The sequence below is a fragment of the Pseudomonas sp. 58 R 3 genome (assembly GCF_900006605.1).
Taxonomy (GTDB): Bacteria; Pseudomonadota; Gammaproteobacteria; order Pseudomonadales; family Pseudomonadaceae; genus Aquipseudomonas; species Aquipseudomonas salomonii.
The window spans coordinates 174,431-189,192 of record NZ_CVTT01000061.1 but is presented as its reverse complement, the minus strand read 5'-3'; the positions used below and the strand labels follow the sequence as shown (position 1 = coordinate 189,192).

The window sequence follows — 14,762 nt, the reverse complement described above, 5'->3', positions numbered from 1 at the left end:
CGCGTGGGAATGCCGCCCCTGACGCTCCGCGTCAGCTTCAAGGGCGTGACGCAGAGCGTCACAGGAGGGCGCTCCCACGCAGAGCGTGGGAGCGATCGGGTCAGGCTTTAGGCGCGGCGATACCCTGGCCCATCTGCACCGGCGTACCTGCCACCAGCTCTTCTGCCCACTTCACCTGGTCCGGCCCGAACAGCACGATGGCGGTCGAACCCAGTTTGAAACGGCCCAGCTCAGCGCCTTTCTCCAGATGAATCGGCGCACGTGCAGCTTCGTCGTAACGGAAGGTTTTCAGCTCACGCTTCGGCGGCGTTACCAGCCCGGCCCACACCGTCTCAATCGACGCCACAATCATTGCGCCCACCAACACCACAGCCATCGGGCCGCGTTCGGTGTCGAACAGGCAGACAACACGCTCGTTGCGCGCAAACAATTCCGGCACATTTTCGGCCGTGGTCTGGTTGACCGAGAAAATCCGGCCCGGCACATAGACCATCTCGCGCAGCGTACCGGCCAAAGGCATGTGTACGCGGTGGTAGTCCTTCGGCGACAGGTAAATAGTGGCGAAATCACCGCCCATGAACGGTGCAGCCAGCGCCGCATCGCCCCCCACCAACTCCAGCACGCTGTAGCTGTGGCCCTTGGCCTGGAACACCCGGCCATGTTCAATCGGGCCAAGCTGGCTGACCGCGCCGTCGGCTGGGCTCAGCACCGCGCCTGGGGTTTCATCCAGCGGTCGGGCGCCGTCTTTCAGGGCGCGGGTGAAGAAGGCGTTGAAGTGCTCGTAGGCGGTAAGGTCTTCGACCAGCGCCTGGGACATGTCCACTTGGTAGCGCTTGGCGAACCACGCCGTGAAGGCATTTTTGAACCAGCGCACGCGGCACTCGGCAATGCAGCCGGCCAGGCGCGACAGCAAGTGGTGCGGCAGCAAGTACTGGCTGAGGATAAACAACTGCTTTTTCATAACTGTCCTTAAACCTTAAATCTCGACGGGGGTGTCGGGGTGGTTGCCCCATTCGCCCCAGGAACCGGCATAACCTTTGACTCGCGGATAACCGAGCGCCTTGGCCACCAGGTAGGTGAAGCCAGAGCGGTGGTGAGTCTGGCAGTGGGTGATGATTTCTTTGTCGCGGGTCAGCCCGAGGTCTTCGAGGATCTGCGGCATGTCGCGGCGGATGCGCAAGTTGCGCGCCTTGTCCATGCCGGCGGTCCATTCGAAGTTGACGGCGCCGGGGATGTGACCGCCCTTGGCGGCGAGCACTTTCTCGCCGGAATATTCCAGCGGGCCGCGCGCGTCCCAGATGCCCAGGTCGGCTGCACCAAGACGGCTTTGCAGGTATTCGCGGGTGGCGGTGGGGCCGTCGTGCAGCGTGAGGCTGACCGGGCCGCCAACCGGGGCGGGCACTTCGGTGCTCACCGGGTGTTTTTCGTCCAGCCAGGCCAGCAGGCCGCCATCCAGGTAGTGGTACTTCTGGTGGCCGATCACGTCGAGCAACCAGATAAACCGCCCGGCCCAGCCGCCGCCTTCGTCGTCATAGACGACGTAAGTGGCGTCCGGGGTGTGGCCCAATTCGCCGAACAGCTTTTCCAGGTCGGCCTTGTGCGGCAGCAAGCCGGGTGCAGGCGGCTGGCCCAGTTGGGTGCGCTTGGGGTCAACGAAATGCGCGCCGGGGATATGCCCTTCGGCGTAGCGGGCGGCACTGGTGAGGTCCACCAGAATCAAGTGATCGGCATCCAGGCGACCAAGCAGGTCGCTGGACTCGATCACCAGCGGCAAGCCAGAGAAGTCAGGCATGTGAGGTCTCCTGGGCACAAATGTTGGCGATAAAAGAGCGCGATTGTAGCGCAAGCTTCAGGCGCTGCGGTTGGTAAAGCTGTGCAGCGCTTTCTCGATGCATTGAGCGGTTTTGCCGAAAGCCTGCACGGTGGTTTCCGAGAACGGCCCGCCGCCCTGGTCGGCAACCATCAGCATCACCACGCGGCCATTGCAGCTCAGAGAGCGTAGCAACAGGTGTTCACCGGTAAACCAGCGGCGCAGGATCGGCGGCAGCAACGCGGAAAATTGCGCGTGATTGTCTGGCGTGAGGCGCACCTGGGCGGACTTTTCCAGCAGGCGCTGCAGCAGCGTGCTGTTGACGACGTCCAGGCTCAGGTTGGCAGCGTCCTTGGGCAAGCCATCGGCCTGATGCACACGCAAGGTACTCAAGGCGCGGTCGGCCATAAACAGTAAAACCCGCTGCATGCCACTGGCCACCAAGGCTTCCCTGGCGCAGGTGGTCAAGTGCATGGCGTTGGCAAAACGGCTCGGCTCGACCAGCAACTCGGTGCAGCGCCTGCGCCATACGGCCAACGCCTCGGCAGTGGGCGGCGGCGCGGGCAGCAGGCCGCGATGGACCTTCTGCACATGCCACGGCCAGATCAGTGACAGCGCCGGGTGCCACAGGTCCGGCATCAAGGTGGTGCGCGCGCTGGTCACCGCTTGTTGGTGAGCCTGCTGCTGCACGTCACACAGCGGCGCTTGCAGGTACAGCGCGGTGAGGTATTGCCAGCGCTCGGTGTGCGGGCAGGTCCAGGATTCCTGGGCCGACATCGCCAGGCCGTTGGCCAGCAGCACGGTATTGGCGGGCTGGTTCAGCCAGCGCCGAAGGTTGGGTTCGGCATCGAGCAATTGCTGCTGGCGCAGTGCGTCGTCTTCGCGGGCGATGTGCAGCGCCTTGACCAGCAAGCGCTGTTCGGTCAGCAGCAGGTTGTAGCCCTGGGATACCCAGATCGGCAGGTGCCAGGCTTCGGTCAAGCCCAGGCACAGGTCAAGCAGGCGTACACCGAACAGTTCCTGCTCGACTTTGCGCGCCGACTGGCCTTTGTGGATGACCCGCAGCTCCCATTCTTCCAGAAGCTTGGGGTAGGCCACGGCCAGCGGCCACAGTGGCGACAGAAACAGCAGGCTGCCCCAATGGATGTCTTGCCACAGCCGCGCCAGGCGGCTGGCGAACAAACCGCTGGCTTGCTGGGAGGCGTGCTGGCTGACCAGCAGCAATTGGCGCAAGGCCACCGGGATGTCTTTTTCCGGCACCGCGGGCAGGCGCGTGAGCAATTCTTCGGCGCGTTTGAGGCCCAGGCGATTCAGCGCCACTTCGAGGTTTTCTGCCGGGCCCGACAAACTGCCGTGCGCCTGGCTGTTGGCCTCGCGCATCACACTGAGCACCAGCGCCGGGCTGTTTTGCATCAGCTCGGCAATATCTCGCAAAGAACTACGGCTGTCGCGGATGGCCTTGCACACGCGTTCGTGACTAGCCTGAGGAACAGGCAGCAGCACATCGTCCAGGCGCTTGATCCAAGCGGCGAGGGTGGTGGGTTTTGTATTTGGAACTGTCGTTTCGTTTGCCATGATTGGGGCGCGATCATCACTTGCGTTCAACACGCCCGGAACGGGCCGAATTGGTTTTTCGCCTTAACGGGCTATAGTCTGGCGCAGTTTTGCCGATAAGTAGTACAAGAGTTTTCTGCAGCACCCACTATGTCCATGAACCCGACGGCGCAAGTACCAATCTCCTATGGCTAAAATTATCGGCATCATCGTCGTCATCGCAAGTGTGCTCGGTGGGTACGTCTTGTCCCACGGTAAAATTGCCGCGTTGATCCAACCCTTCGAAGTGCTGATCATCGGCGGCGCCGCGTTTGGTGCTTTCCTGCAGGCCAACCCCGGCTACATGACCATGCACGTGATCAAGAAGTCGCTGGGCATGTTCAGCTCGCGCTTCTCCCACACCTTTTATCTCGAGGTGCTGGGGCTGATCTACGAGATCCTCAACAAGAGCCGCCGCGAAGGCATGATGGCCATCGAAGGCGATATCGAAGACGCTGCCGCCAGCCCGATTTTCGCCAAGTACCCGGCCGTGCTCAAAGATGAGCGCATGACCGCCTACATCTGTGATTACCTGCGCATCATGTCCTCCGGCAACATGGCCCCGCACGAGCTCGAAGGGCTGTTCGACATGGAGCTGTTCAGCCTCAAAGAAGAGCTCGAACATCCCTCCCACGCCGTGACCGGTGTTGCCGACGGCATGCCCGGTTTCGGTATCGTTGCGGCAGTACTCGGTATCGTGGTGACCATGGCATCCCTGGGTGAAGGCGACCAGAAGGCTATCGGCATGCACGTGGGCGCGGCCCTCGTCGGTACCTTCTTCGGTATCCTCGCGGCCTACGGTTTCTTCGGCCCACTGGCCACGTCCCTGGCCCACGATGCCAAGGAAGAAGTGAATTTGTACGAAGCGATCAAGGCCTGCCTGGTGGCATCGGCGTCCGGCATGCCACCATCGCTGGCGGTGGAGTTCGGGCGCAAGGTGCTGTACCCGAAACATCGCCCAAGTTTTGCCGAGCTGGAACAAGCGGTTCGCGGTCGCTAAGTCATGGAAAACAACCAGCCGATAATCATCAAGCGCGTCAAGCGCTTCGCTGCGGGGCACCATGGCGGTGCCTGGAAAATCGCCTTCGCCGACTTTGCCACGGCGATGATGGCGTTCTTCCTGGTGCTGTGGCTGATGTCGACCGCCACGCCGGAACAGAAGATTGCCATCGCCGGTTACTTCAAAGACCCGATTGGCTTTTCGGAAAGCGGCACGCCCTTCGTGATCGACCTGGGCGGCTCGCCGCAACTGGCGCCTGAGCGCACCATCAACCCCGAGGTCAAGACCGAGTCGCCGCAGGAAAACATCCCGATCGAGCGCGACACCGTCGAGAGCATGGCCGAACAGGTCGAGAAAGAGCGCCTGGAATTGCTGCTGCAAGAGCTGCAGACCAAGGTCGAAGAAAACCCGCAGCTGCTGAAGTTCAAGGATCAGATTTCCTTCGAGATCACCCCGGAAGGCTTGCGCATCCAGATCACCGATGCGGCCAATCGGCCGATGTTCGACTCCGGCAGTGCGCGCTTGAAACCGTACTTCGAAGACATCCTGCTGGCCATGGCCGACACCATCAAGGCGGTGCCGAACAAGATCAGCATCAGTGGCCACACCGACGCCAAGCCTTATGCAGGCCAGGGCGACTTCGGCAACTGGGAGCTTTCGGCCAACCGCGCCAACGCCGCCCGCCGTGCGTTGGTGGCGGGCAGCTATCCCGACCCGCAAGTGGCACGCGTAGTGGGTTTTGCCTCCTCGCAGTTGTTTGACCCTAAAGACCCGTTCAACCCGATCAACCGCCGTATCGATATCGTGGTACTGACTAAAAAAGCCCAGCGTGCGATAGAAGGTGACCAGCCACCCCCGGCGGCACCGACCCAGGGCGTAGGCGCGCCGGGTGAAGTGCCGGCCGATCCGAATGCCATTCCGCCAGGTCAGGAGCCGTTGCCGGCCCATGAGCTGCGGCAGAAGCTGAACCTGTTTGATGACGGCGGGGTGAAAGACCCTACGGCGCCTGCGCCGGCGCCGGGTTCGTAGTCCAGATACAACAAGGCCGCGATAATCGCGGCCTTGTTGTATCTGCGGTTTAGTAGCTGCTCTCCGGCAAGCTCGCAATAATCGACCGATAGCTGTTCATCCGCTGCTGCTGCACACGCCCATCTTCCAGGGCCTTGAGCAACGCACAGCCCGGCTCGCGGTCGTGTTTGCAGTCGCGGAAGCGGCAGGTGCCGATCAGGTCGTTGAACTCGATAAAGCCCGCTTCCACATCGCTGCGGCTGACGTGGCCGAGGCCGAATTCACGGATGCCTGGGGAGTCGATCAGCTCACCGCCGCCGGGGAAGTGGAACAGCCGCGCGGTGGTGGTGGTGTGGGTACCCTGGCCGGACAGTTCCGACAGCGGGCCCACGCGCGTGTCGACTTCCGGCAGCAGGCTGTTGACCAGCGATGACTTGCCCACGCCCGACTGGCCGACGAACACACTGATGCGCCCGTCCAACTGCTGTTGCAGCTGTTCCATGCCATTGCCGTGATGCGCAGACACTTCCAGTACCGGGTAACCCAGGGTGCGGTAGACCGCCAGCAACGCGTTGAGCGCCGGGGCGTTCTGTTCGTCGATCAGGTCGAATTTGTTCAGCAGCAGCAGCGGGCGAATGCCGGCGTGCTCGGCTGCGACCAGGTAGCGGTCGATCAAATTGGCGTGCGGCTCGGGCAGCGGTGCGAACACGATCACGATCATGTCGACGTTGGCCGCCACCGGCTTGAGCTGGCCACGGCTGTCGGGGCGGCGCAGTTCGGTGGTGCGCGGCAACTGGGCGACGATCACGCCGATGCCCTGGTTGCCGGCACGCCACACGACCTTGTCGCCGGTGACCAGCGCAGGCAGGTTGGCGCGCAGGTGGCAGCGCGACACCGAACCTGCGAGTTCGCCTTCTAGCGCCTCGACTTCGACCTGCACGCCGAAGTGCGCGATCACCAGGCCCGTTTGTTCAGGCCCCAGGTCGCCGCCCTCGAGCGCTTCCACGGCGGAGGATTCACGTTTGGCGGCGCGAGCGGCGCGTTCGCCTTGAATCTTTTCGATGCGCCAGTTTTGGCGGCGATTGAGCTGGCGTTTGGCCATTGGTGTTCCGTGTCGATAATGCAAAGGTTGGGTAAAACGGTCGCGAGTCTAGCACGCCCCCGCCTGCTAAACTGCGCAGCTAAGCCAAGGGCCAAGAGAATCAAGCCATGCAAAACCCACAAAACCTGATTTGGATCGATCTGGAAATGACCGGTCTGAACCCCGACACCGACGTCATCATCGAGATGGCGACCATTGTCACCGACAGCAACCTCAACACCTTGGCCGAAGGTCCGGTGATCGCTATCCACCACAGCGACGCTGTACTGGCCACCATGGACGAGTGGAACACCCGCACCCACGGCAATTCCGGCCTGACCCAGCGCGTGCGCGACAGCCGCATCAGCATGCGCGACGCCGAAGCTGAAACCATCGCTTTCCTGGAAAAGTGGGTGCCCAAGGGCAAGTCGCCGATCTGCGGCAACAGCATCTGCCAGGATCGTCGCTTCCTTTATACGCACATGAAGGGGCTGGAAAGCTACTTCCACTATCGCAACCTGGACGTGTCCACCCTCAAAGAACTGGCGGCGCGCTGGGCGCCGGAGGTCAAGGACAGCTTCCATAAGGGCAGCACGCATTTGGCGCTGGATGACATTCGCGAGTCGATCGCCGAGTTGCAGCATTACCGCAAGCATTTCATCAAGGCTTGAATCTGTGGCGCCTGCTCTGGCCCTATCGCAGGCAAGCCAGCTCCCACATTTGAATGTGTTCACAAGTCAAAGTGTGGGAGCTGGCTTGCCTGCGATGCTGTCGACACGGTCTTTCGCCATGCGCCCCCTTTTGGTGCCATCACCCAATGATTAGAATGCGCGCCTATTCGCAAGGATCGCCCTCATGCTGTTGATGCTCTACCTCATCGCCATCACCGCCGAAGCCATGACCGGCGCGCTGTCCGCCGGGCGCCGTGGCATGGACTGGTTTGGCGTGGTGCTGATCGCCTGCGTCACCGCACTGGGCGGTGGTTCGGTGCGCGATGTGCTGTTGGGGCATTACCCGCTGACCTGGGTCAAACACCCGGAATACCTGGTGCTGACCTCAATCGCAGCACTGGTGACGATCTTTATCGCGCCGCTGATGCGCCGCCTGCGTTCGTTGTTCCTGGCGCTGGACGCCCTGGGCTTGGTGGCGTTTACCCTGATCGGCTGCATGACGGCCCTGGAGATGGGCCACGGCATGTTGGTGGCGTCGGTCAGCGGGGTGATCACTGGGGTCTTCGGCGGTATTCTGCGAGATATCTTCTGTAACGACATCCCGCTGATCTTTCGTCGCGAGCTGTACGCCAGCGTGTCATTCCTGGCTGCCTGGTTTTACTTGCTGTGCCTGTATCTGGAACTGCCGAGCGAACAGGCGATTCTGCTGACATTGTTCAGCGGCTTTCTACTGCGCCTGCTGGCGATCCGGTTTCATTGGGAAATGCCCAAGTTCGTCTACAACGACGACGTGCACTAGCGGGCCGCGTGCTGGTTCAGCGCCCATTCCACATGTTCGCGCACCAGTTCGGACGGATAATCGCGACGTGCTTTCAAGGCTTCGAGCACCGGAATGCTCGATGGCGCATTGCCCAGGCCTACCGCCAAATTGCGTAACCAGCGCTCATACCCGGCGCGGCGCAGGGGCGAGCCTTCGGTGCTGCTGAGGAATTTATCCTCGTCCCACATAAACAATTCGGCCAGTTCTGCGTTATCCAGATTGTGCCGTGGCTTGAAATCGCTCTCGGCCGTGGATCGGGCGAAACGATTCCACGGGCAAACGATCTGACAGTCATCGCAGCCGAACACCCGATTGCCGATCAGTGGGCGCAGGTCCTCGGGGATCGCACTCTTGAGTTCGATGGTCAGGTAGGAAATGCAGCGCCGTGCGTCGAGCACATAAGGGCCGACGAAGGCATTGGTGGGGCAGATATCAAGGCAGGCGGTGCAGCGGCCGCAATGCTCGGTGGCGTGGGGCGCGTCCACCGGCAAGGGTAAATCGACAAACAGTTCGCTCAGGAAGAAGTAACTGCCGGCCTTGCGATTGAGCACCAGGGTGTTTTTGCCGATCCAGCCGAGGCCGGCTTGTTCGGCAATGGCTTTTTCCAGCACGGGTGCGCTGTCGACAAAGGCGCGAAAGCCAAACGGGCCGATCTGTGCCTGGATACGGTCGGCCAGCTGCTGCACGCGCTTGCGGATCAGCTTGTGGTAATCGCGGCCCAGGGCGTAACGGGAGATGTAGGCTTTTTCTGGCTTGGCCAGCAACTGCGCCATTTGCGTGTCGCCTGGCAGATAATCCATGCGCAGCGACACCACGCGCAGCGTGCCCGGCACCAGTTCATCGGGGTGCGAGCGTTTGCTGCCATGGGCGCCCATGTAGTCCATCTCGCCGTGGTAGCCCGCGTCGAGCCAGCGTTGCAGGTGCTGCTCATGCTCGGCCAGGTCCAGGCCGCTGATGCCGACTTGTTGAAAGCCCAGCTCGCGGCCCCAGTCTTTGATCGATTGGGCGAGGGCGGGCAGATCGGAGGTAATTGCGGGCATGAGACACGGGAAACCACAGGTTAGATGCGTATAATTCTGCCAGACATCGGAGCTTGAAGACGCATGCCGCAGACAAAACACCCAATTACCGACGTACAGCCGCTGTTGCATGGCCATTTGCCGCAACTGGCTGCACGTTACCCGGACGCCCATAAAGGCCAGTTCGGCCACCTGCTGGTCATCGGCGGCGACCATGGCTTTGGCGGTGCTGCGCTGTTGAGTGCTGAAAGCGCTTTGCGCAGTGGCGCCGGCATGGTCTCGCTGGCGACTCGCCCTGAGCACGTGCCAGCCGCACTGGCGCGCTTGCCGGAGGTGATGACCGTCGGCGTGAGTTCGGCCAACCAGTTGATGGGGTTGCTGGAAAAAATGTCGGTGATCGTTATCGGCCCTGGCCTGGGCGCAGCGTCCTGGGGCAAAAGCCTGCTGTCTGTTGCCGCCAACGCCCGGCAGCCGCAAGTCTGGGATGCCGACGCCTTGAACCAGCTGGCCGCAGGCGGTGTAAGCCTGCCCGCCAACAGCGTGATCACGCCGCATCCCGGCGAGGCGGCGCGGTTGATGGGCATCACCACCGCCGCGGTTCAGGCCGATCGCCTTAACGTGGCGCGTGCTTTAAGCCAGACATTCAATGCAGTGGCTATCCTCAAGGGTGCTGGCAGTTTGATTGCCAGCCCGGACGGCCGTGTTTCGCGCTGTGACCAAGGCCATCCAGCGATGGCTGCCGCCGGTTTGGGTGATGTGCTGAGCGGCTTGGTGGGCGCATTGCTGGCCCAAGGCATGCCCGCCTATGAGGCAAGCTGCCTGGCCGTGTGGTTGCATGCCACGGCGGGGGATCGCCAAGGCACTTATGGTCGCGGCCTGGCCGCCAGCGACCTGATACCTGCCATTCGTCAATTGCTGGAGGAGCAGTCGCCGTGTCTGAAGTAACCCTTTTTCTGGCTGATGAAGACGCCATGGTCGCGTTGGGTCAGCGTATTGCACAGGTTACGGCCGGCGCGGGGCTGATTTTCCTTGAAGGCGACCTGGGCGCGGGCAAAACCACGCTGTCGCGGGGGATTATTCGTGGGCTGGGCCACACGGGCGCGGTAAAAAGCCCGACGTTCACCTTGGTCGAACCCTACGAGATCGGGGCAGTTCGCGCCTTCCACTTTGACCTGTATCGGCTGGTCGATCCCGAAGAACTGGAGTACATGGGCATCCGTGATTACTTCGATGAAGATGCACTGTGCCTGATCGAGTGGCCAGATAAAGGCACAGGCTTTTTGCCAAAGCCGGACCTGACCATTACCATTACGCCGCATGAGCATGGACGTCAGCTGAAGTTGTTGCCCCAGAGTGCGCGAGGCCAGTCTTGGTGCGCGGCCCTGGCATTGGAATTCAAATAAAATTGGTGGGGTTAGGTATGCGCTTTCGCGCGATGGTTGCTGTCGTAGGGGTGTTGCTTGCGGCAATGACTTTCAATGCTCTGGCTGCTTCACAGGTGAAAAGTGTTCGCCTGTGGCGAGCGCCGGATAACACGCGACTGGTGTTCGACCTGTCTGGCCCGGTCCAGCACAGTGTCTTTACCCTGACGGCGCCCGATCGCCTGGTGATCGACATCAACGGCGCCACCCTGGGCGCGCCGCTGAAAGTATCCACCGCTAATACCCCGATCACCTCGATGCGCTCGGCCCAGCGCACGCCGACGGACCTGCGCGTGGTCATCGACCTGAAGAAGGCCGTGACCCCGAAAAGCTTTGTACTGGCACCTAACGCCCAATACGGCAATCGGTTGGTGGTCGACCTGTTCGACAACGCCGCCGATGCCAACCCGCCGCCAGCGCCGCCGCCAAGTGTTGCGACCGTGCCGGCCGTGCCGGTCAACCCGTCGCAGCCGCAGGTCAAATTGCCGCCGCCACCGCCGGCGCCTGCGGGCAAGCGCGACATCATCGTGGTGATTGACGCCGGTCACGGCGGCGAAGACCCAGGCGCCTCCGGCTCGCGCGGCCAGCATGAAAAAGACGTGGTACTGGCTATCGCCCGTGAACTGCAGCGCCAGGTTAACGGCATGAAAGGCTACCGTGCCGAGCTGACCCGTACCGGTGACTACTTCATCCCGCTGCGTGGCCGTACCGAAATCGCCCGCAAGAAGGGCGCCGACCTGTTTGTGTCGATCCACGCCGACGCCGCACCGTCGGCAGCGGCCTTCGGTGCCTCGGTGTTTGCCTTGTCGGACCGTGGCGCTACGTCCGAAACCGCACGCTGGCTGGCCGACAGTGAAAACCGTTCCGACTTGATCGGCGGGGCCGGCAACGTGTCCCTCGACGACAAGGACAAAATGCTCGCCGGTGTACTGCTCGACCTGTCGATGACCGCTTCGTTGACGTCCAGCTTGAACGTCGGCCAAAAAGTCCTCAGCAATATTGGCCGCGTGACGTCCCTGCACAAGCAACGCGTGGAGCAGGCCGGGTTTATGGTGTTGAAGTCGCCGGATATCCCGTCGATCCTGGTGGAAACCGGGTTTATTTCCAACTCCAACGAAGCCTCGAAGCTGGCCAGCGCCAGCCACCAGCAGGCGCTGGCGCGTTCGATCAGCGCCGGTATTCGCCAGTTCTTCCAGCAGAACCCGCCGCCGGGCACCTACATTGCCTGGCTGCGTGATTCCGGCAAAATCGCCCAGGGCCCGCGTGACCATCGCGTGCAGCCCGGGGACACCCTGGCCATGCTGGCCGTGCGTTTCCAGGTTTCGGCCGCGACCTTGCGCAGCGCCAATAACCTGAAGACCGATGAGTTGAAAGTGGGCCAGGTGTTGACCATTCCCGGCACTGAATTGGCGGCGCAGTAATGAGCGAATCAGTTTTGAATAGCGGTTCACGCATCGAACTGCTCAGCCCGCGCCTCGCCAACCAGATTGCGGCAGGTGAGGTGGTTGAGCGCCCGGCGTCGGTGATCAAGGAGTTGCTGGAAAACAGCATCGACTCCGGCGCCAAGCGCATTGATGTCGACGTGGAGCAGGGCGGCGTCAAGCTGCTGCGGGTGCGTGACGACGGCAGCGGTATTTCTTCGGATGACCTGCCGCTGGCGCTGGCGCGTCACGCCACCAGCAAGATTCGCGACCTTGAAGACCTCGAGCGGGTGATGAGCCTGGGTTTTCGCGGTGAGGCATTGGCCTCCATCAGCTCCGTAGCGCGCCTTACCCTGACTTCGCGCACCCGCAGCGCCGAGCAGGCCTGGCAGGTGGAAACCGAAGGTCGTGACATGGCGCCTCGTGTGCAGCCGGCGGCGCACCCGGTAGGCACGTCGGTTGAAGTTCGCGACCTGTTTTTCAACACGCCGGCGCGACGCAAATTCCTCAAGGCCGAAAAAACCGAATTCGATCACCTGCAAGAAGTCATCAAGCGCCTGGCCTTGGCGCGCTTTGATGTGGCGTTCCATTTGCGCCACAACGGCAAAACCATCCTCAGCCTGCACGAAGCCCACGATGACGCTGCGCGCGCTCGGCGGGTTTCGGCTATTTGCGGAGCGGGCTTCCTGGAACAGGCGCTGCCGATTGAAATCGAGCGCAATGGCTTGCGCCTGTGGGGCTGGGTGGGTTTGCCGACCTTCTCCCGCAGCCAGGCGGACTTGCAGTACTTCTTCGTGAATGGCCGCGCGGTACGCGACAAACTGGTGGCCCACGCAGTGCGCCAGGCGTATCGCGATGTGCTGTTCAATGGGCGGCACCCGACGTTTGTGCTGTTCTTTGAAGTCGACCCGTCGGTGGTCGACGTCAACGTGCACCCGACCAAGCACGAAGTGCGCTTCCGCGACGGGCGCATGGTGCATGACTTCCTCTATGGCACGCTGCACCGCGCCTTGGGCGATGTACGCCCGGATGATCAACTGTCTGCGCCGATCGTGACGGCGGTGGTAAGGCCGAGCGGTCCGGAGGCCGGCGAGTTCGGCCCTCAGGGCGAAATGAGCCTGGCGGCCAACCTGCTGCAATCGCCGCAGCCGCAGCCTTCCTATACGGCACCGGGTTCCGGTTCGGGCGCGGGTTACCAGTACCAATACACGCCACGCCCGCAATCGACAGTGCCGGTGGCCGAGGCCCAGGCCGCTTATCGCGAGTTTTTTGCCCCGCTGCCGGGTGCCGAACCGGGCGCTGTGGCGTTGCCAGAGGGCGGCGGTGATATTCCGCCCTTGGGTTATGCGCTGGCGCAGCTCAAGGGCATTTACATCCTGTCCGAAAACGCCCACGGCCTGGTGCTGGTAGACATGCACGCCGCTCACGAGCGGATCATGTACGAGCGCTTGAAGATCGCCATGGCCAGTGAAGGTCTGAGCGGCCAGCCGTTGTTGGTGCCGGAATCCCTGGCGGTCAGCCAGCGTGAGGCCGATTGCGCCGAAGAACACCACAGCGTATTCCAGAAGCTCGGCTTCGAACTGCAACGCCTGGGCCCGGAAACCCTGGCTATTCGCCAGATTCCCGCGCTGCTCAAGCAAGCCGAAGCCAACCGCCTGGTCGCCGACGTACTGGCCGACCTGATGGAATATGGCACCAGCGACCGCATCCAGGCACATATCAACGAACTGCTCGGGACCATGGCCTGCCACGGTGCAATCCGCGCCAACCGCCGCCTGGCGCTGCCGGAAATGAACGGTTTGCTGCGCGACATGGAGAACACCGAGCGCAGCGGGCAATGTAACCATGGCCGACCGACCTGGACCCAAATGGGCCTGGACGACTTGGACAAACTGTTCTTGCGCGGCCGTTGATGAGCGCCTTGCCCCCCGCCATCTTCCTGATGGGCCCTACGGCCGCCGGCAAGACCGACCTGGCCATCGAGCTGACCAAGGTGCTGCCCTGCGAGCTGATCAGTGTCGACTCTGCCCTGGTTTACCGGGACATGGACATCGGTACGGCCAAGCCTTCAAAAGAACTGTTGGCACAGTATCCGCACCGGTTGATCGACATTATTGACCCGGCCGAGAGCTATTGCGCCGCCGATTTCCGTACCGATGCCCTGGCCGCCATGGCCGAAATCACTGCGCGGGGCAATATTCCGCTGCTGGTGGGCGGTACGATGCTCTATTACAAGGCTTTGCAGGAAGGCTTGGCGGATATGCCGGCGGCCGACGCCCAGGTGCGCGGCGAAATCGAAGAAGAGGCTGCACGCCTTGGATGGCAGGCCTTGCACGACCAGTTGGCGGCAGTCGACCCGGTTTCTGCTGCGCGCATTCACCCCAATGACCCCCAGCGCCTCAGTCGCGCCCTGGAAGTCTGGCGGGTGAGCGGCCAGACCATGACTGAACACAGGCTGAAACAAACTGCGCAAAGTGCTGACGCAGGCGCATCTGGACAGTCACAATTGCCCTATACTGTGGCGAATCTGGCCATTGCTCCGGCAAATCGCCAGGTGTTGCATGAACGAATTGCACAAAGATTCACAATTATGTTGGAACAGGGGTTTGTGGACGAGGTCGTAGCACTGCGTTCCAGAGGTGACCTGCATGCCGGGTTGCCTTCGATGCGTGCTGTAGGCTATCGCCAAGTCTGGGAACACCTGGATGGCAAGCTGACGTCAGCCGAAATGCAGGAACGCGGCATCATTGCCACGCGCCAATTGGCGAAGCGCCAGTTCACCTGGCTGCGCAGCTGGAGCGATTTGCACTGGTTGGACAGCCTGGACAGCGACAATCTGTCACGCGCCTTGAAATACTTGGGATCGGTCTCCATATTGAGCTGAGTCCTTGCAATTGCCGTCTATCCTTGGGGGTGTG

General features: G+C 62.0%; 14 protein-coding genes. 9 read left to right on the top strand and 5 right to left on the bottom strand.

All coding sequences use genetic code 11. The features are described 5' to 3' along the window. Window positions 1-100 precede the first annotated feature (100 nt). From asd to BFP92_RS19295, 3 genes are read right to left on the bottom strand one after another with little or no spacing between them, the layout of a single operon-like run. A complete protein-coding gene (asd, locus tag BFP92_RS19305) occupies window positions 101-961 on the bottom strand; it encodes an archaetidylserine decarboxylase (protein ID WP_056860536.1) in 861 nt (286 codons plus the stop codon). A 15-nt stretch (window positions 962-976) separates the two neighbouring features. Further along, window positions 977-1,792, bottom strand: a complete 816-nt coding sequence (gene rhdA, locus BFP92_RS19300) for a thiosulfate sulfurtransferase (RefSeq protein ID WP_058422428.1) — start codon at window positions 1,790-1,792, stop codon at window positions 977-979. A gap of 57 nt (window positions 1,793-1,849) precedes the next feature. Then, window positions 1,850-3,385, bottom strand: coding sequence for an HDOD domain-containing protein (locus BFP92_RS19295; protein ID WP_065930683.1), 1,536 nt, complete (start codon window positions 3,383-3,385; stop codon window positions 1,850-1,852). 166 nt (window positions 3,386-3,551) lie between these two features. Between BFP92_RS19295 and motA the strand changes: the two genes are divergently transcribed. Then, a complete protein-coding gene (gene motA / locus BFP92_RS19290; protein ID WP_017138472.1) occupies window positions 3,552-4,403 on the top strand; it encodes a flagellar motor stator protein MotA in 852 nt (283 codons plus the stop codon). A 3-nt stretch (window positions 4,404-4,406) separates the two neighbouring features. Continuing rightward, the gene (gene motB, locus BFP92_RS19285) at window positions 4,407-5,432 is read left to right on the top strand and encodes a flagellar motor protein MotB (RefSeq protein ID WP_065930682.1); all 1,026 of its coding nucleotides are present in this window, start codon (window positions 4,407-4,409) and stop codon (window positions 5,430-5,432) included. Between the two features lie 49 nt (window positions 5,433-5,481). Here motB and rsgA read toward each other — a convergent pair whose 3' ends face one another. Next, window positions 5,482-6,513 carry a small ribosomal subunit biogenesis GTPase RsgA gene (gene rsgA, locus BFP92_RS19280; protein WP_003171340.1) on the bottom strand — a complete coding sequence of 344 codons (1,032 nt, stop codon included), beginning with the start codon at window positions 6,511-6,513 and terminating at the stop codon, window positions 5,482-5,484. A 107-nt stretch (window positions 6,514-6,620) separates the two neighbouring features. Here rsgA and orn point away from each other — a divergent pair, with 107 nt between their 5' ends. After that, a complete protein-coding gene (gene orn / locus BFP92_RS19275; RefSeq protein ID WP_056860533.1) occupies window positions 6,621-7,163 on the top strand; it encodes an oligoribonuclease in 543 nt (180 codons plus the stop codon). 184 nt (window positions 7,164-7,347) lie between these two features. Further along, on the top strand, window positions 7,348-7,962 hold the full coding sequence (locus tag BFP92_RS19270; RefSeq protein ID WP_065930681.1) for a trimeric intracellular cation channel family protein: 615 nt from the start codon (window positions 7,348-7,350) through the stop codon (window positions 7,960-7,962). Here BFP92_RS19270 and queG read toward each other — a convergent pair. Beyond that, a complete protein-coding gene (gene queG, locus BFP92_RS19265; RefSeq protein ID WP_065930680.1) occupies window positions 7,959-9,023 on the bottom strand; it encodes a tRNA epoxyqueuosine(34) reductase QueG in 1,065 nt (354 codons plus the stop codon). The genes BFP92_RS19270 and queG overlap by 4 nt on opposite strands. A gap of 63 nt (window positions 9,024-9,086) precedes the next feature. On the opposite strand from queG, the gene BFP92_RS19260 reads away from it, so the two are divergent. The 5 genes from BFP92_RS19260 to miaA are packed head-to-tail and all read left to right on the top strand — an operon-like array spanning window position 9,087 to window position 14,728. Further along, window positions 9,087-9,947, top strand: a complete 861-nt coding sequence (locus BFP92_RS19260; protein WP_065930679.1) for an NAD(P)H-hydrate dehydratase — start codon at window positions 9,087-9,089, stop codon at window positions 9,945-9,947. After that, complete coding sequence (tsaE, locus tag BFP92_RS19255; protein WP_065930678.1) at window positions 9,935-10,405, top strand: tRNA (adenosine(37)-N6)-threonylcarbamoyltransferase complex ATPase subunit type 1 TsaE; 471 nt, start codon at window positions 9,935-9,937, stop codon at window positions 10,403-10,405. The genes BFP92_RS19260 and tsaE overlap by 13 nt, the downstream gene beginning before the upstream one ends. Window positions 10,406-10,422: 17 nt before the next feature. Further along, window positions 10,423-11,844: an N-acetylmuramoyl-L-alanine amidase gene (locus BFP92_RS19250; RefSeq protein WP_056860529.1), complete on the top strand. Its 1,422-nt coding sequence runs from the start codon at window positions 10,423-10,425 to the stop codon at window positions 11,842-11,844. Between the two features lie 14 nt (window positions 11,845-11,858). Beyond that, complete coding sequence (gene mutL, locus BFP92_RS19245) at window positions 11,859-13,757, top strand: DNA mismatch repair endonuclease MutL (RefSeq protein WP_162238859.1); 1,899 nt, start codon at window positions 11,859-11,861, stop codon at window positions 13,755-13,757. After that, complete coding sequence (gene miaA, locus BFP92_RS19240; RefSeq protein WP_065930677.1) at window positions 13,757-14,728, top strand: tRNA (adenosine(37)-N6)-dimethylallyltransferase MiaA; 972 nt, start codon at window positions 13,757-13,759, stop codon at window positions 14,726-14,728. The genes mutL and miaA overlap by 1 nt, the downstream gene beginning before the upstream one ends. Window positions 14,729-14,762 lie beyond the last annotated feature (34 nt).